The sequence below is a fragment of the Mycolicibacter sinensis genome, assembly GCF_001673565.1.
In the GTDB taxonomy this organism is placed as follows: Bacteria; Actinomycetota; Actinomycetes; order Mycobacteriales; family Mycobacteriaceae; genus Mycobacterium; species Mycobacterium sinense_C.
In genome coordinates this window covers 162,036-185,013 of the sequence record NZ_LZMF01000037.1, presented here as the reverse complement: position 1 = coordinate 185,013, position 22,978 = coordinate 162,036, and the positions used below count along the sequence as shown (strand labels likewise).

The 22,978-nt window shown below is 67.7% G+C and carries 23 protein-coding genes and 2 tRNA genes; 15 read left to right on the top strand and 10 right to left on the bottom strand.

Translation table 11 applies throughout. The features are described 5' to 3' along the window. Positions 1-49: 49 nt before the first annotated feature. The 5 genes from sigM to A5648_RS06915 all read left to right on the top strand — a co-directional run bounded on the left by sigM (position 50) and on the right by A5648_RS06915 (position 4,004). Positions 50-670, top strand: coding sequence for an RNA polymerase sigma factor SigM (sigM, locus tag A5648_RS06935; RefSeq protein WP_065023815.1), 621 nt, complete (start codon positions 50-52; stop codon positions 668-670). Positions 671-700: 30 nt separating this feature from the next. Beyond that, a complete protein-coding gene (locus tag A5648_RS06930) occupies positions 701-1,207 on the top strand; it encodes a hypothetical protein (protein WP_065023814.1) in 507 nt (168 codons plus the stop codon). A gap of 82 nt (positions 1,208-1,289) precedes the next feature. Next, positions 1,290-2,282, top strand: coding sequence for a thioredoxin-disulfide reductase (gene trxB / locus A5648_RS06925; RefSeq protein WP_234787314.1), 993 nt, complete (start codon positions 1,290-1,292; stop codon positions 2,280-2,282). Further along, entirely contained in the window at positions 2,279-2,614 is a 336-nt protein-coding gene (gene trxA / locus A5648_RS06920; RefSeq protein WP_065023812.1) for a thioredoxin, read from the top strand. Before trxB ends, trxA begins: the two co-directional genes overlap by 4 nt. A gap of 169 nt (positions 2,615-2,783) precedes the next feature. Further along, positions 2,784-4,004 carry an N-acetylmuramoyl-L-alanine amidase gene (locus A5648_RS06915; RefSeq protein ID WP_065023811.1) on the top strand — a complete coding sequence of 407 codons (1,221 nt, stop codon included), beginning with the start codon at positions 2,784-2,786 and terminating at the stop codon, positions 4,002-4,004. A 39-nt stretch (positions 4,005-4,043) separates the two neighbouring features. Here A5648_RS06915 and A5648_RS06910 read toward each other — a convergent pair whose 3' ends face one another. The 9 genes from A5648_RS06910 to rpmH form a co-directional block, all read right to left on the bottom strand. Next, a complete protein-coding gene (locus A5648_RS06910) occupies positions 4,044-4,859 on the bottom strand; it encodes an acetyltransferase (RefSeq protein ID WP_065023810.1) in 816 nt (271 codons plus the stop codon). Positions 4,860-5,083: 224 nt separating this feature from the next. Continuing rightward, positions 5,084-6,100 (bottom strand): ParB/RepB/Spo0J family partition protein, encoded by a 1,017-nt coding sequence (locus A5648_RS06905; protein WP_065023809.1) that lies wholly within the window; start codon positions 6,098-6,100, stop codon positions 5,084-5,086. Positions 6,101-6,131: 31 nt separating this feature from the next. Beyond that, complete coding sequence (locus A5648_RS06900; protein ID WP_082966350.1) at positions 6,132-7,130, bottom strand: ParA family protein; 999 nt, start codon at positions 7,128-7,130, stop codon at positions 6,132-6,134. Further along, positions 7,127-7,855: a 16S rRNA (guanine(527)-N(7))-methyltransferase RsmG gene (gene rsmG, locus A5648_RS06895; RefSeq protein WP_109470703.1), complete on the bottom strand. Its 729-nt coding sequence runs from the start codon at positions 7,853-7,855 to the stop codon at positions 7,127-7,129. Before rsmG ends, A5648_RS06900 begins: the two co-directional genes overlap by 4 nt. A gap of 66 nt (positions 7,856-7,921) precedes the next feature. After that, positions 7,922-8,464 carry a protein jag gene (locus A5648_RS06890; RefSeq protein ID WP_065023846.1) on the bottom strand — a complete coding sequence of 181 codons (543 nt, stop codon included), beginning with the start codon at positions 8,462-8,464 and terminating at the stop codon, positions 7,922-7,924. Positions 8,465-8,537: 73 nt separating this feature from the next. Next, on the bottom strand, positions 8,538-9,584 hold the full coding sequence (gene yidC, locus A5648_RS06885; RefSeq protein ID WP_065023845.1) for a membrane protein insertase YidC: 1,047 nt from the start codon (positions 9,582-9,584) through the stop codon (positions 8,538-8,540). 43 nt (positions 9,585-9,627) lie between these two features. Continuing rightward, on the bottom strand, positions 9,628-9,945 hold the full coding sequence (gene yidD / locus A5648_RS22490) for a membrane protein insertion efficiency factor YidD (protein ID WP_082966347.1): 318 nt from the start codon (positions 9,943-9,945) through the stop codon (positions 9,628-9,630). Further along, on the bottom strand, positions 9,942-10,325 hold the full coding sequence (gene rnpA, locus A5648_RS06880; RefSeq protein WP_065023808.1) for a ribonuclease P protein component: 384 nt from the start codon (positions 10,323-10,325) through the stop codon (positions 9,942-9,944). The genes yidD and rnpA overlap by 4 nt, the downstream gene beginning before the upstream one ends. A 17-nt stretch (positions 10,326-10,342) precedes the next feature. Continuing rightward, positions 10,343-10,486: a 50S ribosomal protein L34 gene (rpmH, locus tag A5648_RS22485; RefSeq protein WP_005142265.1), complete on the bottom strand. Its 144-nt coding sequence runs from the start codon at positions 10,484-10,486 to the stop codon at positions 10,343-10,345. 603 nt (positions 10,487-11,089) lie between these two features. Here rpmH and dnaA point away from each other — a divergent pair. The 9 genes from dnaA to A5648_RS06835 all read left to right on the top strand — a co-directional run bounded on the left by dnaA (position 11,090) and on the right by A5648_RS06835 (position 21,945). Beyond that, entirely contained in the window at positions 11,090-12,559 is a 1,470-nt protein-coding gene (dnaA, locus tag A5648_RS06875) for a chromosomal replication initiator protein DnaA (RefSeq protein ID WP_065023807.1), read from the top strand. Between the two features lie 531 nt (positions 12,560-13,090). After that, entirely contained in the window at positions 13,091-14,287 is a 1,197-nt protein-coding gene (gene dnaN, locus A5648_RS06870) for a DNA polymerase III subunit beta (protein WP_065023806.1), read from the top strand. A 37-nt stretch (positions 14,288-14,324) separates the two neighbouring features. Beyond that, positions 14,325-15,485 carry a DNA replication/repair protein RecF gene (gene recF, locus A5648_RS06865; protein WP_065023805.1) on the top strand — a complete coding sequence of 387 codons (1,161 nt, stop codon included), beginning with the start codon at positions 14,325-14,327 and terminating at the stop codon, positions 15,483-15,485. Next, positions 15,482-16,039 carry a DUF721 family protein gene (locus tag A5648_RS06860; protein WP_065023804.1) on the top strand — a complete coding sequence of 186 codons (558 nt, stop codon included), beginning with the start codon at positions 15,482-15,484 and terminating at the stop codon, positions 16,037-16,039. The genes recF and A5648_RS06860 overlap by 4 nt, the downstream gene beginning before the upstream one ends. Before the next feature lie 246 nt (positions 16,040-16,285). Beyond that, complete coding sequence (gene gyrB, locus A5648_RS06855) at positions 16,286-18,301, top strand: DNA topoisomerase (ATP-hydrolyzing) subunit B (protein ID WP_065023803.1); 2,016 nt, start codon at positions 16,286-16,288, stop codon at positions 18,299-18,301. A 41-nt stretch (positions 18,302-18,342) separates the two neighbouring features. Further along, a complete protein-coding gene (gene gyrA, locus A5648_RS06850) occupies positions 18,343-20,838 on the top strand; it encodes a DNA gyrase subunit A (RefSeq protein ID WP_065023802.1) in 2,496 nt (831 codons plus the stop codon). Positions 20,839-20,893: 55 nt separating this feature from the next. Beyond that, complete coding sequence (locus A5648_RS06845; RefSeq protein ID WP_065023801.1) at positions 20,894-21,724, top strand: DUF3566 domain-containing protein; 831 nt, start codon at positions 20,894-20,896, stop codon at positions 21,722-21,724. Positions 21,725-21,786: 62 nt separating this feature from the next. Then, positions 21,787-21,860 (top strand) — tRNA-Ile (locus A5648_RS06840). Positions 21,861-21,872: 12 nt separating this feature from the next. Next, a tRNA-Ala gene (locus A5648_RS06835) sits at positions 21,873-21,945 on the top strand. Between the two features lie 8 nt (positions 21,946-21,953). Here the strand turns inward: A5648_RS06835 and cwsA are convergent. Further along, positions 21,954-22,379 carry a cell wall synthesis protein CwsA gene (gene cwsA, locus A5648_RS06830; protein WP_065023844.1) on the bottom strand — a complete coding sequence of 142 codons (426 nt, stop codon included), beginning with the start codon at positions 22,377-22,379 and terminating at the stop codon, positions 21,954-21,956. Positions 22,380-22,419: 40 nt separating this feature from the next. On the opposite strand from cwsA, the gene A5648_RS06825 reads away from it, so the two are divergent. Next, on the top strand, positions 22,420-22,974 hold the full coding sequence (locus A5648_RS06825) for a peptidylprolyl isomerase (protein ID WP_109470706.1): 555 nt from the start codon (positions 22,420-22,422) through the stop codon (positions 22,972-22,974). Positions 22,975-22,978: the final 4 nt, after the last annotated feature.

Sequence of the window (22,978 nt, the reverse complement as noted above, 5' to 3'; positions counted from 1 at the left end):
TGTGCATAACTGAAGTGCCGTGCGGCCGCGGGCTGGTTAATGTCCGCCCATGGGGCACCCGAACCGCAGCGACGCCGAGCTGCTGGCCGCGCATGTCGCCGGTGACCGCTTCGCCTTCGGGGAGCTCTACGGCCGCCACCAGCGCCGGCTACGCCGGCTGGCCCGGCTCACCACCGGCTGCCCCGAAGACGCCGAAGATGCCCTGCAGGAGGCGATGCTCTCGGCACACCGGGGTGCGGGGGCGTTTCGCTACAACGCCGCCGTCGGCAGCTGGCTGCACCGCATCGTGGTCAATGCCTGTCTGGATCGGTTGCGCCACAGCAGGATTCAACCCACCGAACCGCTCGGCGAGTATTCTGCCGTCGGTGACCGTACCGCCGAGGTAGAGACCGCGCTGGAAGTGCATGCCGCGCTGCGCCGGTTGCCGGCCGAACAGCGTGCCGCAGTGGTGGCCGTCGACCTGCACGGCTACTCGGTCGCCGATGCCGCCGACGCTCTCGGGGTGCCCCAGGGCACGGTGAAAAGCCGCTGCGCCCGCGGCCGGGCCCGGCTCGCGGTACTGCTGGGCCGAGACCACACCGGTCCCGCCGGCAGCGTCGCGCCGGGCGGGCGACGGATAACCTTGGCACCCGACGGTGCCATGCGAAGTCGGGTCGACGACTGCGCATAGCCAGGATGTGAGCGGAAGCAGCGCACTGCGATGGATGCGGGTGATCGGGACGAAGACCGGGACGGCGCTGGACGCCCGGCCCATTCGAGCCGGCCGCTGCCCCGGCTCAACCGGATCGCCCTGGTGGCCGGCAGCGCGGCCGCGCTGCTGGCGATCGCGTTGGGCACGGCGGCGCTGATTCGCTCCCCCGGCGACACCACCAGCGGCCCGCGGTCCTTCGACGCCATCACGGTGGCCTCCGAGCCGGCGCCGGCGCTGCCGCTGACCGAATCGGAGCTCCTCGAGCTATTGGACCGCAGCCCCGAATACGGTGCGCTGGCCGACCCCGGGCGCCGGACCGGCTGCCTGGCCGGACTGGGCTATCCCGCCTCCACCCGCGTCCTGGGTGCGCGCGAGATCACCGTCAACGGTCATCGCGGGGTGGTGCTGCTGCTGCCCGGCGACTCGACCGGCACAATCGTCGCGCTGGCGGTGGCCCCCACCTGCAATTCCGCCGATACCGGGCTGCTGGCCGACACGACCGTTCGCCGTCCGTAGTGCTTCTCCGGAACAATCGCCGCCTACGCTGACGTTGATAGCCCTGTTACCGATCCGAGCGGAAAGGCTCTCGATGTCCTCGATGCCTGAGACACCGACCATCCACGATGTGATCGTCATCGGTTCCGGCCCGGCCGGGTACACCGCCGCGATCTACGCCGCCCGGGCGCAACTGGCGCCGCTGGTATTCGAAGGGACCTCGTTCGGCGGGGCGCTGATGACCACCACCGAGGTGGAGAACTACCCCGGCTTCCGCAACGGCATCATGGGGCCCGACCTGATGGACGAGATGCGCGAGCAGGCGCTGCGCTTCGGCGCCGACCTGCGCATGGAAGACGTCGAATCGGTCGATCTGGACGGCCCGGTCAAGTCCGTCGTCACCGCCGAAGGCGAGACGCACCGGGCGCGGGCGGTCATCCTGGCCATGGGTGCTGCCGCCCGCTACCTACACATCCCCGGCGAGCAGGAACTGCTGGGCCGGGGGGTGAGCTCGTGTGCCACCTGCGACGGATTCTTCTTCCGCGACCAGGACATCGCCGTCATCGGCGGCGGCGACTCGGCGATGGAGGAAGCCACCTTCTTGACCCGATTCGCCCGCAGCGTGACCCTGGTGCACCGCCGCGAAGAGTTCCGCGCCTCCAAGATCATGCTCAACCGCGCGCGCGAGAACGACAAGATCCGCTTCCTGACCAATACCGTCCCCGTCGCGGTGGAGGGTGAGAACACGGTGACCGGCCTGCGGGTGCGCGACACCGTGACCGGCGAGGAGACCACTCTGCCGGTGACCGGAGTGTTCGTCGCGATCGGCCACGACCCCCGCTCGGAGCTGGTGCGCGAAACGGTCCAGCTGGACTCCGATGGCTACGTGCTGGTCCAGCAGCCGAGCTCGCGCACCTCCGTGGCCGGGGTGTTCGCCGCCGGCGACCTGGTGGACCGCAGTTACCGGCAGGCGATCACCGCCGCCGGCACCGGATGTACGGCCGCGATCGACGCCGAACGCTGGCTGGCCGAATCGGCCGAGATCGCCTACCCGCAGGAAACCACCACCGAAACCTTGATGGGAGCACCCCAGTGACAGACAACGGCCACCACACCGTCACCGTCTCCGACGCCACCTTCGCCACCGACGTCCTGGCCAACAGCACGCCGGTGCTGGTGGACTTCTGGGCGACCTGGTGCGGCCCCTGCAAGATGGTCGCCCCGGTACTCGAGGAGATCGCCGCCGAGCAGGCCGGGCAACTCACCGTCGCCAAGCTCGACGTGGACGCCAACCCCGAGACCGCCCGCGAGTTCAACGTGGTCTCGATCCCGACACTGATCCTGTTCAAGGACGGTCAGCCGGTCAAGCGGATCGTCGGCGCCAAGGGCAAGGCGGCCCTGCTACGAGAGCTCTCCGACGTCAGCTAGTCGTCAGCTGGCCCTCCGCTGGTGATCGTGTCGGCCCGGCTCGATCACCCATCGTTCTCGCCTTGTCGTTTTCAATAATTCGGGCAGCATCTGAGACAATGCTGGGTAATCAGCTGGTGACCGCCAGCGACGTTTTCGCTGCCAACACCAACGACCGGAGGGCTCAGTGATGTCGGGTCGGCACCGCGGCGCAGACGACGCGCTGCGCCGCGGCGACCGCAACAGTGCCGTTGTCGAGATCCGTGCGGCGCTGGCCGCGCTGGGTCTGGTGGACAGCCCCGACGCCGATCTGACCACCGGCAAACACGTCGCGCTGGATGTGTTCGACGACGACCTCGACCAGGCGGTGCGCGCCTTTCAGCAGCAGCGCGGACTGCTCGTCGACGGCATCATCGGCGAGGCCACCTACCGCGCACTCAAAGAGGCGTCCTACCGGCTGGGCGCGCGCATCCTCAATCACCAGTTCGGCGCACCGATGTACGGCGACGACGTGGCCACTTTGCAAGCCCGCCTGCAGGATCTGGGCTTCTACACCGGAATGGTCGACGGCTACTTCGGCATTCAGACCCACAATGCGCTGATGTCCTATCAGCGGGAGTACGGCCTGTACGCCGACGGCATCTGCGGCCCGGAAACGTTGCGCTCGTTGAACTTCCTGGCCTCGCGGGTGACCGGCGGCTCACCGCATGCGATCCGCGAAGAAGAGTTGGTGCGGCGCTCGGGACCGCGGTTGTCCGGCAAGCGCATCGTCATCGATCCGGGCCGGGGCGGCAGTGACCACGGGCTGATCACCCAGACACCGTCGGGCCCGATCAGCGAAGCAGACATCTTGTGGGACTTGGCAAGTCGTCTCGAGGGCCGGATGACGGCTATCGGGATGGAGACCTTCCTGTCCCGACCGAACGGCCGCAGCCCGTCGGATGCCGAACGCGCGGCCACCGCGAACGCCGTCGGCGCCGACTTGATGATCAGCCTGCGCTGCGCGACCCACACCAGTCCGGCGGCCAACGGGGTGGCGTCATTTCACTTCGGGAACTCCCACGGATCGGTGTCCACCATCGGCCGCAACCTCGCTGACTTCATTCAACGAGAAATCGTGGCGCGCAGCGGTTTACAGGACTGCCGCGCCCACGGCCGGACGTGGGACCTGCTGCGCCTGACCCGGATGCCCACCGTCGAGGTCGACGTCGGCTACATCACCAGCCCGCGTGATCGCGGCATGCTGGTCTCCCCGGCCACGCGCGACGCCATCGCCGAGGGGATGCTGGCCGCGGTCAAGCGGCTGTACCTGCTCGGCAAGAACGACCGGCCCACCGGCACATTCACGTTCGCGGAATTGCTGGCCCATGAGCTGTCGGTTGAGCGGACCGGCCGGCTCGGCGGCGGTTAGCAAGGCTCGACGAAGGAGAGCCGAAGCTGAACCGCCGCATCAAACCCCGCGGTTAGCAAGGCTCGACGAAGGAGAGCCGAAGCTGGACCGCCGCATGAAACCCGGTTCCGGACCCTCAATCGCAGACGCTGAGCCCGACGCCGCCGGGGAACCCGCCCCCACCGGCTGCTCCAGCTGCGAGGTTTCCAGCAGCCGCTCCAGCGCCGCCTCCACCTCCGCCTTCCATCCCAGCCCCTTGTCGAGCTCCAGGCGCAGCCGGGGGAAGTACCGGTGCGGTGCCACCACGGTGAACCCGGCGTCGGTCAAGAAGTCCGCCCCGATGATGCAGTGCTCCACCGAGCAGTCACCGAGGGCGTCGAGTACCGGTGCGACATCGGGCTGCACGTTGACCGGATCCAGCAGCTCCCCGACCGCCGCGGTCCGCCCGAATGCCTCCAGGGCCCGGACGCCGCGGCGGACCAACTCGTCGACCGCACTGGCGATCAGTTCTCGCGGCAGCCCGTCGGCCAGCGGCGCCGGTTCGACACCCATAGAGGTCAGCAGCACCGCGTCGGCCGATACCGGTGCCGTCGGGAACCGGTGCGCCCGCGGCACCGCTCGGGGCGGGGCGTACAGCACGTAGCCGACACAGGGCGGATCCCCCGCGACAGGGGACGTTGGTGTGGCGACCTGGCCGCAGCACCCCCACTCCAGCATCACCATCGACAGCCAAGCTTCTTTCTCGAACTCCGGATCCGAGAGGTGATCGTCGCGGCCGAGGGTCGCCGGATCGACTTCCCAGAAGACGCACCGGCGCGCGTGCTTGGGAAGCTGCTCGAATCCCTCGAGCTTCAGCGGTGCGATTCGGACAGACACTGAACTCCCGGTCTCAACCCGTGCTGCCACCGGCGACAGCCCTTTAAGGATAGGAGGGTTGAGCCGCCGGATGCCACCATCGGCGCCAGCCGGCGTCCTCGTCCCCCGGAAATCCGAAAAGCGTTGCCGGTCAGCATGTTTCGCACCGATCCTGGCCGCAGGCAGGCCCTAGCGTCACAGTGACGTAATTGCCGCTTGTCATAGGTCGTGGCTGAACGCCGGTGTCAGGTGGCCGTGGAGTCCATCAGCGCGATGATGCGCTGCAGGTCGTCGACGGACCCGAACTCGACCACGATCTTGCCCTTACGCTTGCCGAGACTGACCGTCACGCGGGTGTCGAAGGCCGTCGACAGCCGCTCCGCGACGTCCTGGAGACCGGGCATCTGGATCGGCTTGCGCCGGGGCGCCACGGGAGTCGAGGTGCCCTCGCGGTTGGCCAGCGTGACCGCCTCCTCGGTCGCCCGCACCGACAGCCCCTCCGCGACGATGCGCGCCGCCAGCTCCTCCTGCGCCTCGGAGCCGCCCTCCAGGGACAGCAGCGCGCGAGCATGGCCGGCGGACAAGACCCCGGCGGCCACTCGGCGTTGGACCGCGATCGGCAGCCGCAGCAACCGGATCATGTTGGTCACCAGCGGCCGGGACCGACCGAGCCGGGTAGCCAGCTCGTCGTGCGTGACGCCGAACTCGTCGAGCAGCTGTTGATAGGCCGCCGCCTCTTCCAGCGGGTTCAGCTGCACCCGGTGGATGTTTTCCAGCAGCGCATCGCGCAGCAGATTGTCGTCCTCGGTCTCCCGCACGATCGCCGGGATCGTCTCCAGGCCGGCCTGTTGGGAAGCCCGCCAGCGCCGCTCCCCCATCACCAACTGGTAGCGCGGCGCCCCGGGTGCGGCCCCCGAAAGCTCCCGCACCACGATCGGCTGCATCAGCCCGAACTCGCGGATCGAGTGCACCAGCTCGGCCAGCGCCTCATCGTCGAAGACCTGGCGGGGCTGGCGCGGGTTCGGCTCGATGGCGGCCGGACTGATCTCCCGGTAGACCGCGCCCACATCGGCGGCGGAATCAACCGGCGGGACACTGACCCGGCTTCCGCCGAGCACCACGTCTGCCGCGGCGTCGCCCATCCGCGGCCCGATGCCGGCTCCACGCTCAGCGGCGGACCCCGAGCCCTCGCCGGGCCCGGTCGGGATGAGCGATGCCAGGCCGCGGCCCAAGCCGCCCTTCTTACGCGACGGTCCGGTCATGTGCGTCGTTCCTTCTCACTCACGGCGGTCATCAACGCCGCCCCTCCTGGGCGCTGGCCGCGTCCCGCTCGACGAGTTCGCGGCTGGCGTCCAAGTAGCTCATCGCGCCGCGCGAACCCGGGTCGTAGTCGATGATCGTCATGCTGTAGCCCGGGGCCTCCGACACCTTGACGCTGCGCGGGATCACCGTCCGCAGCACCCGGTCACCGAAGTACCGCCGGACTTCGTCGGCGACTTGGTCGGCGAGCTTGGTGCGCCCGTCATACATCGTCAGCAGCACCGTCGTCACCTCCAGGCGCGGGTTGAGGTGCGCCTTCACCATCTCGATGTTGCGCATCAGCTGGGACACGCCCTCCAGCGCGTAGTACTCGCACTGGATCGGGATCATCACCTCCGGCGCCGCGACCAACGCGTTCACGGTGAGCAAGCCGAGCGACGGCGGACAGTCGATGAAGACGTAGTCGAAGTCGGAGTCGTCAAGCTCTGCCAGCGCGTTGCGCAGCCGGTTCTCCCGCGCCACCATGCTTACCAATTCGATCTCGGCGCCGGCCAGGTCGATGGTGGCCGGGATGCAGAACAGACGTTCATTGTGCGGGCTCTGCTGGAGCGCGGCGTGCACCGGCATCTCCCCGATCAACACTTCGTACGACGACGGGGTGCCGGATTGGCGATCGGCGATCCCCAGCGCGGTGCTGGCGTTGCCTTGGGGGTCGAGGTCGATCACCAAGGTCTTGATGCCCTGGACCGCGAGGGCGGCCGCAAGGTTGACCGCGGTGGTGGTCTTGCCGACACCACCCTTCTGGTTGGCGACGGTGAACACCCGGCGCCGCTTCGGGCGTGGCAGGCGGTTGTGGGTGTGCAGCACCTGCATGGCGCGTTCGGCCGCCGCACCGATCGGAGTATCGAACTCCGAGGATGTTTCACGTGAAACCGAACGGGTCGATGTTTCACGTGAAACTGCGCCGCGGGACCGGTCGGCATGCTTCGCCGACGCCGGTGGGGAGGCGGCCGGGCCGGCTGGTCTGCTCATGTTGGCCTCCTGGTGGTCCGTCGCGCCGGGCCTGCCGCGCGACGCGGGCGCGCCGTCTTGGGCTCTGCCCGCAGTGCCCGCACCACGGTCGCGGGCGGGGTTAAATAGTTCACGCCACATCTCACCACCCTTACGTCGGTCGCGCCTAGTCGGATCATCACACGCCGGTGCTCGTCGACCTCGGCCTGTGCCCGCTCACCCTTCATCGCCACCATTCGGCCGCCCGCCCGCAGCAGCGGCAGGCTCCATCGGCTGATCTTGTCGAGGCTGGCGACCGCTCGGGAGACGACGACATCGCGCTCCCCTGCCTCGGCGCGCACCGACGGATCTTCGGCGCGCCCGCGGATCACCGTCACATCGTCGAGGCCCAACTCTTCGACCGCCTCGCGCAGAAACTCGCTGCGGCGCAGCAGCGGCTCCACGAGCACCAGGTGCAGATCCGGCCGAGCGAGGGCCAGCGGTATCCCCGGTAGGCCGGCGCCGCTGCCGATATCGGCAACCCGCTCGGCCGGGTCCAGAAGTTCGCCGACTGCCGCGCAGTTGAGCAGATGCCGCTCCCAGAGCCGGTCGACTTCCCTTGGCCCCAGCAGGCCGCGCTCCACGCCGGGACCCGCCAAGAGTTCCGCGTAGCGCCGAGCGGTCGAGAGCCGGTCGCCGAAGACGTCGGCTGCCGCCTGTGGCGGCGCGGGCGCCGGTGCTCCCTCGACATGTTTCACGTGAAACATTCCTCCGGCTGTAGAACGGGCCGCCGTGAGGAATTACCTTGATGTAATTCCGCGCGGTGAATCCGGTTAGTCCCGCCGAACCACGACGCGGCGCGACGGCTCGACGCCCTGGCTCTCGCTGTGCACGCCGGCGACGGCGGCCACCGCATCGTGGACGATCTTACGTTCGAAGGGGCTCATCGGGGCCAGTTCCTCATCGGCCCCGCTCTCCAGTACCCGGCGGGCCACCTCGTCGCCCAGCGCGGTGAGATCGTCCCTACGCCGGCGCCGCCAGCCAGCGATGTCCAGCATCAGGCGGCTGCGCTCACCGGTCTTCTGGTGCACCGCCAACCGCGTCAGCTCCTGCAGGGCGTCGAGCACCTCGCCCTTGCGGCCGACCAGCTTGGTGAGGTCGTTGCCGCCGTCAATGCTGACGACCGCGCGCCGGCCTTCGACGTCCAGGTCGATGTCACCGTCGAAGTCCAACAGGTCGAGCAACTCCTCCAGATAGTCGCCTGCGATCTCCCCCTCGGCGACCAGTCGCTCTTCGAGGTCGGCCGCCGGCGTAGTAGCGCCCTGGCCCTCCGGCTGCTCCCCAGCTTCCCGCTCGCTGGTCTCTGCGTCGTTCATCTCTGTCATGTCGGTCATGTCGTCTCCCTCTGTGCCCGGCAGCTGACGCGCCGGTTGGCTTGGTGGCGGTGGGTCACCGCTTGCGTTTCTTCGGCTTCGCCCCGGCGCCGGAACGGCCACCTCGGGGCGCGGGCCGGCCCGGGTTCCGCTTGGCCGACTCGGCCTTCGGGGGCTGGTCCGCTTCGGGCGCAGACGCGTCGGTCACCGGCGCCTCGGTTTCGTCGGTCTCGGAGACGTCGGCGTCCGCGGTCGCCGTGCGGCTGGCTCGCTTGGGCTTGGCGCCGGGCGCCGGTGCGTTGGCCGATCGCCGGCGCAGCGCCTCCTCCTTCTTCGCCTCCTCCTCCTTGGCGATCAGGCCGAAGACATAGTGCTGCTGGGCGAAGGTCCAGATGTTGTTGGAGAACCAGTACAAGATGATCGCCAGTGGCAGGAACGGTCCGCCGACGACCACGCCGAGCGGGAACACATACAGCGCCAGCTTGTTCATCATCGCGGTCTGCGGGTTGGCCGCCGCCTCCGGGCTCTGGCGTGCCACTGACGCCCGGCTGTTGAAGTAGGTCGCGATACCGGCCGCGATCATGATCGGTACGCCGACCGCGATCACCGAGAACCGGTTGAATTCAGCGAAGGCGTCCAGCCCGGTCCGCTGGATCATCGTCGCGCCCAGCGGCGCACCGAACAGGTTGGCGTCCAGGAAGTTACCCACATCGGCGGCGCTGAAGAAGTAGTTGCCCAGTTGCCGGTTCAGGTCCGGCGACAGCCCCAGTTGACCGATCCCGGAGCTGGTGCGGTTGAACGAACGCAACACATGGAACAGGCCCAGGAACACCGGGATCTGCGCCAGCATCGGCAGGCAGCCCAGGATCGGGTTGAAGCCGTGCTCACGCTGCAGCTTCTGCATCTCCAGGGCCATCCGCTGACGGTCCTTGCCGTACTTCTTCTGCAGCGCCTTGATCTGGGGCTGCAGCTCCTGCATCTGCCGGGTGGTCCGGATCTGCTTGACGAACGGCTTGTAGAGCAGGGCCCGCAGCGTGAAGACCAGGAACGTCACCGACAACGCCCAGGTGAAGAAGCTCGCCGGGCCGAGTAGAAGGCCAAATGCCTTGTACCACAACCACATAATGCCCGACACCGGGTAGTACACGTAGTCCAGACTCCGGGGATCAAAGGACACGTCGTTTACCCTCCGCTCGGTTGTCCGAGGCGTTCCCGGACGGACAATCGCATCCAGCGCCACCCTGGGACCGCTCGGGTATCGGGTCCCAGCCGCCCTGATGCCACGGCCCACACTTTGCCAGGCGCACCGCTGCCAGCCAGGCGCCCCGGATCAGTCCATATTCACTTAAGGCATCCACCGCGTACTGGCTGCAGGTCGGCATGAAGCGGCAACTGGGCAGACGCAACGGCGAGATCATGTGCCGGTAGAGCTGGATGACGAAGATCAGCCCGCGAACCGGGGCCGCCGCGACAGCGTGGGTCACCGCGCCGCACCTCCGGGTCTCTGGACCGCGCGCAGCCCGGCCCGCAACTGGGCGCGCAGGGTCTCCGACTTCGCGCGGTTACTGCCGGGCAGCGCCCGGATCACCACCTGCTGGCCGGCACACAGATCTCCGAGCATCTCGCGGGCCACGTGACGCAGCCGACGAGCCACCCGGTGCCGATCGACCGCCGAGCCTACCGACTTGGCGATGATCAGGCCGACTTGCGGCGGCGTCGCCGCGGAAACAGCTGGGGTGTCGGTTCGCCGGTCACAGATCACCCGGCTGTACACGATGACGTCGGGCTGTACCGCCCTTCGGCCTTGTTTGACCGTCGCACCGAAATCCGCCGACCGTCTCATCCGGAACTGAGCCGGGAGCACCGCGGTGCTGCCTGTGCTCAAGCAGTCAGCGAGCGCCGGCCCTTGCGACGCCGGCCCGTGACGATGGCGCGACCAGCGCGCGTACGCATCCGCAGCCGAAACCCATGCACCCGGGCCCGACGACGGTTGTTGGGCTGGAAGGTCCGCTTGCCCTTGGCCACGGCACACTCTCCTTGTTGCGTCTTGCGCCGCGTCCGCGGGAGACACACCGGAAGCCCGTTGTGCCTGCCGCACGCGACGCACTCGGTAAGCTCGGTGAACTTCTGCGTCTTGCTGGTAACCGGCGCGGTCTCCGGCCAGGAGCCGGTCGCTGCCGTATCGCCGACGTTCGGGCGACTGTTCGAGGGTACTGATGCAGGTTCGCCGGGTCAAACCCCGGCTCCCGGACCCCTCACGCAGCGCTGCAGACGCCCTCGGATGCGGCCCACCATTCACACTGGTCACACCCGCCACGGACGTTCCGGCGGTGCTCGTTTTTGCCGGATTCATCTCCCAGAAAGGAGTAGTCGCCCGAGCGGAAACCTGTTAACTTGCTTGCCAGCGCCGTTTCTCGACTGGAGCGCATCTCGGCCGAAATCGAAGAGGACGAAGCGGCCTGCGCCTCGGGTATCGCCTGACTGTCTGGAGTGGCCGTTGCCGAGCAACTGGCCCGGAGGGCCTCGACGGGGTACACGCACCTCATCCACACCTGTGGATAACTGTGTGGATAGCATGTCACCGCACGAGATCCGTGCAGCACGACTTCGAGCCAGGGGGATGAGTCATTGACCGATGACCCCGGGTCGGCGTTCCTGACCTTGTGGGACGAGGTGGTCGCGGAACTCAACGGCGAAGCCCCCGCGCCCGACGTCTCTGCCCCGGTCCTGACGCCCCAGCAGAAGGCCTGGCTCAACCTGGTACACCCGTTGGCGATTGTCGAAGGCTTCGCGCTGCTCGCGGTTCCGAGCAGCTTCGTGCAGAACGAGATCGAACGGCACCTGCGCACCCAGATCACCGCTGCCCTGAGCCGTCGGCTCGGACACGACATCGAACTCGGTGTGCGCATCGCCCCGGCACCGGCCGACGAGGCATCCCCCTCCCTCGATGGTGCGGCCCCGGCCCGCGCCGGCGAGGACGAAGACGATGACGACACCACCGACGTCGAATACGACTGGCCCAACTACTTCACCGAGCGACCCAGTGACGACTCGGCGGCCGCCGACGGCGCAAGCCTGAACCGGCGCTACACCTTTGACACGTTCGTCATCGGCACGTCCAACCGGTTCGCCCACGCCGCCGCACTGGCCATCGCCGAGGCTCCGGCCCGCGCGTACAACCCGTTGTTCATCTGGGGTGAATCCGGTCTGGGCAAAACCCACCTGTTGCACGCGGCCGGCAACTACACCCAGCGACTCTTTCCCGGGATGCGCGTCAAGTACGTCTCCACCGAAGAGTTCACCAACGACTTCATCAACTCGCTGCGCGACGACCGCAAGGTCGCCTTCAAACGCAGCTACCGCGACATCGATGTCCTGCTCGTCGACGACATCCAGTTCATCGAAGGCAAAGAAGGTATCCAGGAGGAGTTCTTCCATACCTTCAACACCCTGCACAACGCCAACAAGCAGATCGTGATCACCTCCGATCGGGCGCCCAAACAACTTGCCACGCTGGAAGATCGACTCCGGACCCGGTTCGAGTGGGGTCTGATCACCGACGTGCAGCCGCCCGACTTGGAGACCCGCATCGCGATCCTGCGCAAGAAGGCGCAGATGGAACGTCTCGACGTGCCCGGTGACGTACTGGAGTTGATCGCTACCAGCATCGAGCGCAACATCCGCGAACTCGAGGGCGCGCTGATCCGGGTCACCGCGTTCGCCTCGCTCAACAAGACCCCGATCGATCGGGCGCTGGCCGAGATCGTGCTGCGCGATTTGATCGCCGACGCCAGCACCATGCAGATCAGCGCCGCGATCATCATGGCGGTGATCGCCGAGTACTTCGACACCTCCATCGAGGAACTACGCGGGCCCGGCAAGACCCGCCCGCTGGCTCAGTCCCGCCAGATCGCCATGTATCTGTGCCGCGAGCTGACGGACCTGTCCCTGCCCAAGATCGGGCAGGCCTTCGGGCGCGACCACACCACCGTGATGTACGCCGAGCGCAAGATCCGCGGCGAGATGGCCGAGCGTCGCGAGGTCTTCGATCAGGTCAAAGAGCTCACCACCCGGATCCGGCAGCGCGCGAAGCGCTGATTTCGCCGTCCGGCAGCGGACTTGTTGCAAAAAACTTCCGACCCACTCGTATCACCCGTTACGCCCGTCGGCTGTGGATACCGCTGCGGACAACCTGTCGATGATCCGACCACGAACCGGCCCGGGATACACAGCTGCGGTTCCATCCACAGCCGTCCCGGCCGGCCACGGCGTGTTATGCACGGTTGGTCCCCAGCCGGATCGCCGCGTTCAGCAGCGACGATGCGGCGCTGTGCCCAGCATGCACAGGCCTTACTACTAATACTGGGATCTCTTCGTCGTTTCTCTCTCAAAACAGGCCGTTGGGGATTCGCTCCGTGCGGGGCTGTTCACAACCCCTCGCCGTCCGCCATGCGCGGGCCTCTTCCCGGCCCACCGGTGTCATCGATTAACTTTCACGAAGGGCTTCTAGGCTCTACGGTTGGTGACCTACCGCCCTTGCGCTGTGCGAGGGCGTTGCACGGCCGCAGGTGGGGATGTTCACCGGTCGCCGCGGGGTAGAGCTCGATATCGGGGTGACGAGAGGACGCTATGGACGCGGCGACCACGAACGCGGGTCTGACCGATTTGAGATTTCGCCTTGACCGGGACGACTTCGCCGACGCGGTGGCGTGGGTCGCGAAATCCTTGCCGGCTCGGCCCACCGTGCCGTTGCTGGCCGGGGTGCTGCTGACCGGATCCGACAACGGGTTGACCGTCTCCGGGTTCGACTACGAAGTTTCTTCAGAGGTCCAGCTGGCGGCTGAAATCGCCTCTCCCGGAAGTGTTTTGGTCTCCGGACGGCTGCTGTCGGATATCACTCGGGCACTTCCCGCCAAGCCGGTTGAGGTGCAGGTGGAGGCCACCCGGGCGTCATTGACGTGCGGTAATGCCAGGTTCTCGCTGCCGACGATGACCGTTGAGGACTACCCCACGCTGCCGACGTTGCCCGACGAGACCGGGGTGTTGCCCGCCGACCTGTTCGCCGAGGCGATCGGCCAGGTGGCGGTAGCCGCCGGCCGGGATGACACCTTGCCGATGTTGACCGGCATTCGCGTCGAAATCTCCGGCAACACAGTGGTTTTGGCTGCCACCGACCGCTTCCGGCTGGCAGTGCGCGAATTGACCTGGTCATCGGCGCCGGGCACCGAAGCCGCCGTGCTGGTGCCGGCCAAGACCCTCGCCGAAGCCGCCAAAGCCAGCAGCGATGGCACCGAAGTGCATCTGTCGTTGGGTGCAGGACCGGCGGTCGGCAGCGAAGGCCTGCTGGGTATCACCAGCGGCGGCAAGCGCAGCACCACCCGGCTGTTGGACGCAGAATTCCCGAAATTCCGCCAACTGCTGCCCAGCGAGCACCTTGCGGTCGCCACCATCGGTGTGGCCGAGCTGACCGAGGCGATCAAACGTGTTGCGCTGGTCGCCGATCGCGGTGCGCAGGTCCGCATGGAGCTGTCCGAAGGCACCCTGCGGTTGTCCGCCGGCGCCGAGGATGTCGGCCGGGCCGAGGAGGACCTCCCGGTGGACTTCGTCGGTGAGCCGCTGACCATCGCGTTCAACCCGACATATCTGACCGACGGTCTGGGATCGCTGCACAGCGAGAAGGTCTCGATGGGATTCACCGATCCCAAAAAGCCCGCCGTGCTGCGACCGGCCGGTGATGGCGATCCGGTGCACAGCGGTACCGGCCCGTTCCCGGCCGTGGTGTCGGATTACGTCTATCTGTTGATGCCGGTTCGCCTGCCCGGCTGACCGGAGCGGCCGCCACGACGGGAGGGGTGGTTTCGCGGTGTATGTCCGCCACCTGGGCCTGCGCGAGTTCCGGTCCTGGGCGCACGTCGACCTCGAACTGGAACCGGGTGCGACGGTATTGGTCGGCCCCAACGGGTACGGTAAAACCAATCTCGTTGAGGCGCTGTGGTATTCGTCGACTTTGGGCTCGCACCGGGTGGCCACCGACGCCCCGCTGATCAGATCGGGCGCTGGTAGTGCGGTGGTGTCGACGATCGTCGTCAACGAAGGCCGCGAACTGGCGGTCGATGTGGAGATCGCCGCCGGGCGCGCCAACAAGGTCCGGCTGAACCGGGCTCCGGTGCGTCACGCCCGGGAGGTTGTCGGGGTGCTGCGTGCGGTGTTGTTCGCCCCGGAGGACTTGGCGCTGGTCCGCGGCGACCCCGGTGAGCGTCGCCGCTACCTCGACGAACTGGCCAGCGTGCGCCGGCCGCGGGTCGCGGCGGTGCGCGCCGATTACGACAAGGTGCTGCGGCAGCGCACGGCGCTGCTCAAAAGTGCGCCCGGCGCGCTGCACCGTGGTGACCGGTCGGTGTTGGACACCCTCGACGTCTGGGACGCCCAACTCGCCGCGCACGGTGCAGATCTCATGGCCGCCCGGATCGACCTGGTCAATCAGCTCGCACCCGAGGTTGAGAAGGCCTATCAACTACTTGCGCCCGGAACCCGCAACGCGGCGGTGGCCTACCGCCCCAAGGTGGAGATTTCCGCTGAGGATGCCGACGAAGGCCCGGTCCAGCTCCAGGAAGTGCTGCTGGCGGAATTGGCGCGCCGCAGGCGCGCGGAGCTGGAACGCGGCGTGTGTCTGGTCGGTCCGCACCGCGACGAGTTGGAGCTGCGGCTGGGTGACCGGCCGGTGAAAGGCTTTGCCAGCCATGGTGAATCGTGGTCGATGGCGCTGGCGCTGCGGTTGGCGGCGTATCAACTGTTGCGCAGCGAGGGCGCCGAACCGGTGTTGCTGCTCGACGACGTGTTCGCCGAGTTGGACGCTGCTCGCCGCCGCGCGCTCGCCGACGTGGCCGCATCAGCCGAACAGGTGCTGATCACCGCCGCCGTGGCCGAGGACGTGCCGGCGGATTGGCAGGCCCGCCAGATCCACATCGCGGTCACCGAGGGCGATCACGGCAGGGTGTCGGAGCTGATCGGGGGTGGCTCGTGAGCGATTCGGACGTCGAACCGCCGGCGCACCTGGCCGGGATGGCCGGCATGGATCTGGTCCGGCGGACCTTGGCCGAGGCCCGCGAGGCCGCGCGCAGCCAGGGCAAAGACGTCGGGCAGGGGCGCCGGGCGCCGCTGCGCCGGCGAACTCCCGGTAGCGGCGGCGGCCGCCGTAGCTGGTCGGGGCCGGGACCCGATCGCCGCGACCCGCAGACGCTGGGCGCCGCCACCCGCGACCTCGCGCAGGCACGGGGCTGGTCGGCGCAGGTCGCCGAGGGCACCGTCCTGGGCCGCTGGCGCGCGGTGGTCGGCGAGGACATCGCCTCGCATGCCACACCGACCCGGCTCTCCGAGGGGGTGCTGAGCGTGTCGGCGGAATCGACGGCCTGGGCCACCCAGCTGCGGCTGGTGCAGGCACAATTACTGGCGAAGATCGCCGCGGCGGTCGGCGATGGGGTGGTGACGACGCTGAAGATCACCGGCCCGACCGCTCCGTCGTGGCGCAAGGGTCCTCTGCACGTCTCGGGGCGCGGGCCCCGCGACACCTACGGCTAGCCCCCGGCAGAGCCGCCGGGTGATCAGCGGCTCAGCGGCGCTACGAGCCCGAAAATCGCTCCGGCCAGCGGCCGGACACGCCGTTGAGCGCGATATCCGCGTCACGGCGCAATCAGATGGGTGGAAACGCCACAAGAAAATGCCCGCCGTCGGCTCGTCACGGTAGACTGTTGCGGTATCCCCCGCGCATCCTGTGCTGTGGTGCGCCGACTGCTTGCTTGCGACTCTGAGGAGAGCTCCCCGACCGTGGCTGCCCAAAACAAATATGGTGCCGATTCGATCAAGGTTCTCGAAGGCCTCGAAGCCGTCCGTAAACGACCCGGGATGTACATCGGTTCCACCGGTGAACGCGGGCTCCACCACCTGATCTGGGAGGTCGTCGACAACGCCGTCGATGAGGCGATGGCCGGCTTCGCCAGCAAGGTGGCGGTGCGCATCCTCGAGGACGGCGGCGTGGAGGTCACCGACGACGGCCGCGGGATCCCGGTGGCCATGCATTCCACCGGCGTGCCCACCGTGGACGTCGTGATGACCGTGCTGCACGCCGGCGGCAAATTCGAGGAAGGCGCCTACAGCGTCTCCGGCGGTCTGCACGGCGTCGGCGTCTCAGTGGTCAACGCGCTGTCCACCCGGCTGGAAGCCGACATCCGCCGCGACGGCTACGAGTGGTTCCAGACCTACGACAAATCCGAGCCCGGCACCCTGAAAAAGGGTGACAAGACGAAGGCTTCCGGCACCACCATCCGATTCTGGGCCGACCCGGACGTGTTCGAGACCACCAACTACGACTTCGAGACCGTCGCCCGGCGGCTGCAGGAGATGGCCTTCCTCAACAAGGGCCTGACCATCGAGCTCACCGACGAGCGGGTGCGCACCGAAGAGGTCGTCGACGAGGTGGTCAGCGACACCGCCGAGGCGCCGAAGTCCGCCGAGGACCAGGCGGCCGAAGCCCAGGCGCCGCACAAGGTCAAGCACCGCGTCTTCCACTATCCGGGCGGCTTGCGCGATTTCGTCGCGCACATCAACCGGACGAAAACGGCGATCCACCCCACGATCATCGACTTCGACGGCAAGGGAACCGGCCACGAGGTCGAGATCGCGATGCAGTGGAACGGCGGCTACTCCGAATCGGTGCACACCTTCGCCAATACGATCAACACCGCCGAGGGCGGCACCCATGAAGAGGGCTTCCGTTCGGCGCTGACCAGCGTGGTGAACAAGTACGCCAAAGACAAGAAGTTGCTCAAGGACAAAGACCCCAACCTCACCGGCGACGACATCCGCGAGGGGCTGGCGGCGGTCATCTCGGTCAAGGTGGCCCAACCGCAGTTCGAGGGTCAGACCAAGACGAAACTGGGCAACACCGAGGTGAAGTCGTTCGTGCAGAAGGTCTGCAACGAACAGCTCAGCCACTGGTTCGAAGCCAACCCGGCCGAAGCCAAGACGATCATCAACAAGGCGGTGTCGTCGGCGCAGGCCCGGATGGCGGCGCGAAAAGCGCGAGAACTGGTGCGGCGCAAGAGCGCCACCGATCTGGGCGGGTTGCCCGGCAAGCTGGCCGACTGCCGCTCCAACGACCCGACCAAGTGCGAACTGTATGTGGTGGAAGGGGATTCAGCCGGCGGCTCGGCCAAGAGCGGCCGCGACTCGATGTTCCAGGCCATCCTGCCGCTGCGCGGGAAGATCATCAACGTCGAAAAGGCCCGGATCGACCGGGTGCTGAAGAACAACGAGGTCCAGGCGATCATCACCGCGCTGGGCACCGGCATCCACGACGAGTTCGACATCAGCAAGCTGCGCTATCACAAGATCGTGTTGATGGCCGACGCCGACGTTGACGGCCAACACATCTCGACCCTGCTACTGACGTTGCTGTTCCGCTTCATGCGGCCGCTGGTCGAGCACGGCCACGTCTTCCTGGCCCAGCCGCCGCTGTACAAACTCAAGTGGCAGCGAGGTTCTGAGGCCGAGTTCGCCTACTCGGACCGGGAACGCGACGGTCTGTTGGAGGCCGGCAGAGCTGCCGGCAAGAAGATCAACGTGGATGACGGTATTCAGCGGTACAAGGGTCTCGGCGAGATGAACGCCAAGGAGTTGTGGGAGACCACGATGGACCCGACGGTGCGGGTGCTGCGCCAGATCACCCTCGACGATGCCGCGGCGGCCGACGAACTCTTCTCGATCCTGATGGGCGAGGACGTCGAGGCCCGGCGCAGCTTCATCACGCGCAACGCCAAAGACGTTCGCTTCTTGGACGTTTAGCGAAATCTGACCTTCCCGACAGCGGACTGAACGAGGAATAGATGACAGACACCACGCTGCCACCCGGAGACGACTCGGTGGAGCGGATCGAGCCGGTCGACATCCAGCAGGAGATGCAGCGCAGCTACATCGACTACGCGATGAGCGTGATCGTGGGCCGGGCACTGCCCGAGGTGCGCGACGGCCTCAAGCCGGTGCACCGCCGGGTGCTCTACGCGATGTTCGACTCCGGGTTCCGCCCGGACCGCGGCCACGCCAAGTCGGCCCGCTCGGTCGCCGAGACGATGGGTAACTACCACCCACACGGCGACTCGTCGATCTACGACACCCTGGTGCGGATGGCCCAGCCGTGGTCGCTTCGCTACCCGTTGGTCGACGGCCAGGGCAACTTCGGATCACCGGGCAACGACCCGCCAGCCGCGATGCGGTACACCGAGGCGCGACTGACCCCGTTGGCCATGGAGATGCTGCGCGAAATCGACGAGGAGACAGTCGATTTCATCCCGAACTACGACGGTCGGGTGCAGGAGCCGACGGTGCTGCCCAGCCGGTTCCCGAACTTGCTGGCCAACGGCTCCGGTGGCATCGCGGTCGGCATGGCGACCAACATCCCACCGCACAACCTCGGCGAGCTGGCCGAAGCGGTGTTCTGGTGCCTGGAGAACCACGAAGCCGACGAAGAGGCCACCCTGGAAGCGGTGATGGAGCGGGTCAAGGGCCCGGACTTCCCCACCTCCGGCCTGATCGTCGGATCGCAGGGCATCAGCGACGCCTACCGGACCGGCCGAGGGTCCATCCGGATGCGCGGCGTGGTCGAGATCGAAGAGGACTCGCGCGGGCGCTCGCTGCTGGTCATCACCGAGCTGCCCTATCAGGTGAACCACGACAACTTCATCACGTCGATCGCCGAGCAGGTGCGCGACGGAAAGTTGGTCGGAATCGCCAACATCGAGGACCAGAGCAGCGACCGGGAGGGCCTGCGCATCGTCGTCGAGATCAAACGCGACGCGGTGGCGAAGGTGGTGCTGAACAACCTCTACAAGCACACCCAGCTGCAGACCAGCTTCGGCGCCAACATGCTCTCGATCGTCGACGGGGTGCCGCGCACCCTGCGGCTGGATCAGATGATCCGGCACTACGTCGCGCACCAGCTCGATGTGATCGTGCGGCGCACCACCTACCGGCTGCGCAAGGCCAACGAACGGGCGCACATCCTGCGCGGTCTGGTCAAAGCACTCGACGCCCTCGACGAGGTCATCGCGCTGATCCGTCGCTCGGAGACCGTCGACATAGCACGCCAGGGCCTGATCGAGCTGCTCGACATCGATGAGATTCAGGCGCAAGCGATTCTGGACATGCAGCTACGGCGGCTGGCCGCGCTGGAGCGCCAGAAGATCATCGACGACCTGGCCAAGATCGAGGCCGAGATCGCCGACCTCGAAGACATTCTGGCCAAGCCCGAACGGCAACGCGGGATCGTGCGCGACGAGCTCGCCGAGATCGTCGAGAAGTATGGCGACGACCGGCGCAGCCGGATCATCGCCGCCGACGGCGACGTCGCCGACGAGGATCTGATCGCCCGCGAGGACGTCGTCGTCACGATCACCGAGACCGGTTACGCCAAGCGCACCAAGACCGATCTGTACCGCAGCCAGAAACGCGGCGGCAAGGGTGTGCAGGGCGCCGGTCTCAAGCAGGACGACATCGTCGCGCACTTCTTCGTCTGCTCCACCCACGACTGGATCCTGTTCTTCACCACGCAGGGCCGGGTGTACCGGGCCAAGGCCTACGACCTGCCGGAGGCGTTGCGCACCGCACGCGGCCAGCACGTCGCCAACCTGCTGGCCTTCCAGCCCGAGGAGCGCATCGCCCAGGTCATCCAGATCAGGGGCTACGAGGACGCGCCGTATCTGGTGCTGGCCACCCGCAACGGGTTGGTCAAGAAGTCCAAGCTGACCGACTTCGACTCGAACCGGTCCGGCGGCATCGTCGCGATCAACCTGCGCGAGGGCGACGAGCTGGTCGGCGCGATGCTGTGTTCGGCCGAGGACGACCTGCTGCTGGTGTCGGCCCTGGGGCAGTCCATCCGATTCTCGGCGACCGATGAGGCGCTGCGTCCGATGGGCCGCGCGACGTCGGGCGTCCAGGGCATGCGCTTCAACGCCGAGGACTACCTGTTGTCGCTCAACGTGGTCCGCGAAGGCACCTATCTGCTGGTGGCCACCGCCGGCGGGTACGCCAAGCGGACCGCGATCGAGGAGTACACCGCGCAGGGCCGCGGCGGCAAGGGCATCCTGACCGTCCAGTACGACAAACGCCGCGGCCGGTTGGTCGGGGCGCTGATCGTCGACGACGACAGTGAGCTCTACGCGATCACCTCCGGCGGCGGAGTGATCCGCACCGCGGCGCGGCAGGTCCGCAAGGCCGGCCGGCAGACCAAGGGGGTCCGGTTGATGAACTTGGGCGAGGGCGACACACTGATAGCGATCGCGCGGAACGCCGACGAAGAGCCGGCCGACGAGGAGTCGGGTAGCTGAACCGACGAGAATCCCAGCCGCCGGGCGGCTCGGATACACAGCGAAGGAGCCGTGGGTGAGCGCACCGAATGAGCCGGGGCATCCGGGCAACGGCCCGGGTAACACCGAGCCCCCGGGCAGCGGTTCGGCCGACGCCGCAGGCCAGCGGCCCGGGGGACGCTCGGGACGGGTCGCCGAGAGCGGCGACGCGCCGCCCTGGCAGCGCGCGGGCCAGACCCGCCAGCCCGCCCCGGCCCGGGCCGGCGAACCGGCGCGGCCGGCCGAGCCCAACGCGACGGCCCGCTCCGCCGGCGTCGATGAGCGGCTGCGCCGCTTCGTCTCCGGCACGGCCGCGCCCGGCGCTGCGCAGCCGGCACCGGCCAAGCCCGCCAAACCCGCGGCCAAGCCGGCTCAGCAACCGGCCAAGCCGGCCCAGCCCGCCTCACCCGGGCCGTCCGAGGACGCCTACGGCAGCGAGTTGCCGGATCTGTCCGAACCGGCCCAGCGGCGTCCGGCGGCCCGGCGCCCGCAGGTGTCGGCCGGACCGCGCGGCCCGGTGCGGGCCAGCATGCAGATCCGGCGCATCGACCCGTGGAGCGCGCTGAAGGTGTCGCTGCTGTTGTCCACGGCGCTGTTCTTCGTCTGGATGATCGCCGTCGCCGTGCTGTACGTGCTGCTGGGAGCGATGGGTGTCTGGAGCAAGCTGAACAGCAACGTCGGTGATTTGTTGACCAATAACAGTGCCGCGGAACTGGTTTCGGGCAGTTCGATCTTCGGCGGCGCTGCCCTGATCGGGCTGGTGAACGTCGTCGTGCTGACCGCGATGGCCACCCTCGGTGTGGTCATCTACAACCTGAGCACCGATGTGGTCGGCGGTGTCGAGGTAACCCTGGCCGACCGGGATTGACCGGCATTTTGGTCGGGGGGCCTCGGGTGCGGTAATCTCGGCGCTCGGTCGTAGTCGACTACGGGCCTATAGCTCAGGCGGTTAGAGCGCTTCGCTGATAACGAAGAGGTCGGAGGTTCGAGTCCTCCTAGGCCCACGAGTCCCATCAGGGGCCTTAGCTCAGTTGGTAGAGCGCTGCCTTTGCAAGGCAGATGTCAGGAGTTCGAATCTCCTAGGCTCCACACTTTTGTCAAATCTTGTGCTGCGTGTCCACGCTCGGCGGTCGCGGCGAGGATTCTTCCGGCCGATCCGACCGGCGGATCAGCACCACCACCCCACCGGCCAACAGCGCCGCACCGGCCACCCCGGCGATCACCCAGGATCGGCGAATCCGGTGACGCCGCGGCTCGCCGTACGCGAGCACCTCCGGCAGCCCGGCGACCACCTCGCCGGCGGCGACCAATTCGCGGGCGGCGGCATCGGCAGCGTCGGCGACATGGTCGGCCAGCCGGCTCTCCCGGTAGCGCCGGCGCAGTTCCACCGCGCCGCGTTGCACCGCGGCCCCACTGAGCCCGACGGCGCCCCGTGCCACGTCGACCGGCCCGCCCGCGGTGTGTGCCAGGCCCCGGGTCAGGCGTTCACGGTGGGTCAGGTGGTTCTGGGTCGACAGGCGCATGGCTGCAACGCTACCCGTGACGCAGCCCACCACGCCGGGAATGGCACACTGTGATCCCATGACCTCCAGCCCCATCGCCACCGCCACCGCCACCGCCACGCTGCACACCAACCGCGGCGACATCAAGATCGCGCTGTTCGGTAACCACGCCCCCAAGACCGTCGCCAACTTCGTCGGGCTGGCCCAGGGCACCAAGGAGTACTCGACCACCAACGCCTCCGGCGGCTCGTCGGGCCCGTTCTACGACGGCGCGGTGTTCCACCGGGTGATCGGCGGCTTCATGATCCAGGGCGGCGACCCGACCGGCACCGGTCGCGGCGGCCCGGGGTACAAGTTCGAGGACGAGTTCCACCCGGAGCTGGTCTTCGACAAGCCCTACCTGCTGGCGATGGCCAACGCCGGCCCGGGCACCAACGGCTCGCAGTTCTTCATCACCGTGGGCCAGACCCCGCACCTGAACCGTAAGCACACCATCTTCGGTGAGGTCGTCGACCCCGACTCGCAGGGTGTCGTGGACGCCATCGCCACCACCGCGACCGACCGCGCCGACCGGCCCACCGAGCCCGTCGTCATCGAGTCGATCACCGTCTCCTGACGAA

Bases quoted from the DNA above. Each gene is read 5' to 3' on its own strand.
- sigM (WP_065023815.1), top strand. From the start codon at position 50: ATGGGGCACCCGAACCGCAGCGACGCCGAGCTGCTGGCCGCGCATGTC.
- A5648_RS06930 (WP_065023814.1), top strand. From the start codon at position 701: ATGGATGCGGGTGATCGGGACGAAGACCGGGACGGCGCTGGACGCCCG.
- trxB (WP_234787314.1), top strand. From the start codon at position 1,290: ATGCCTGAGACACCGACCATCCACGATGTGATCGTCATCGGTTCCGGC.
- A5648_RS06915 (WP_065023811.1), top strand. From the start codon at position 2,784: ATGTCGGGTCGGCACCGCGGCGCAGACGACGCGCTGCGCCGCGGCGAC.
- A5648_RS06905 (WP_065023809.1), bottom strand. From the start codon at position 6,100: ATGACCGGACCGTCGCGTAAGAAGGGCGGCTTGGGCCGCGGCCTGGCA.
- A5648_RS06900 (WP_082966350.1), bottom strand. From the start codon at position 7,130: ATGAGCAGACCAGCCGGCCCGGCCGCCTCCCCACCGGCGTCGGCGAAG.
- rsmG (WP_109470703.1), bottom strand. From the start codon at position 7,855: ATGTTTCACGTGAAACATGTCGAGGGAGCACCGGCGCCCGCGCCGCCA.
- A5648_RS06890 (WP_065023846.1), bottom strand. From the start codon at position 8,464: ATGAACGACGCAGAGACCAGCGAGCGGGAAGCTGGGGAGCAGCCGGAG.
- yidC (WP_065023845.1), bottom strand. From the start codon at position 9,584: ATGTGGTTGTGGTACAAGGCATTTGGCCTTCTACTCGGCCCGGCGAGC.
- dnaN (WP_065023806.1), top strand. From the start codon at position 13,091: ATGGACGCGGCGACCACGAACGCGGGTCTGACCGATTTGAGATTTCGC.
- gyrA (WP_065023802.1), top strand. From the start codon at position 18,343: ATGACAGACACCACGCTGCCACCCGGAGACGACTCGGTGGAGCGGATC.
- cwsA (WP_065023844.1), bottom strand. From the start codon at position 22,379: ATGCGCCTGTCGACCCAGAACCACCTGACCCACCGTGAACGCCTGACC.
- A5648_RS06825 (WP_109470706.1), top strand. From the start codon at position 22,420: ATGGCACACTGTGATCCCATGACCTCCAGCCCCATCGCCACCGCCACC.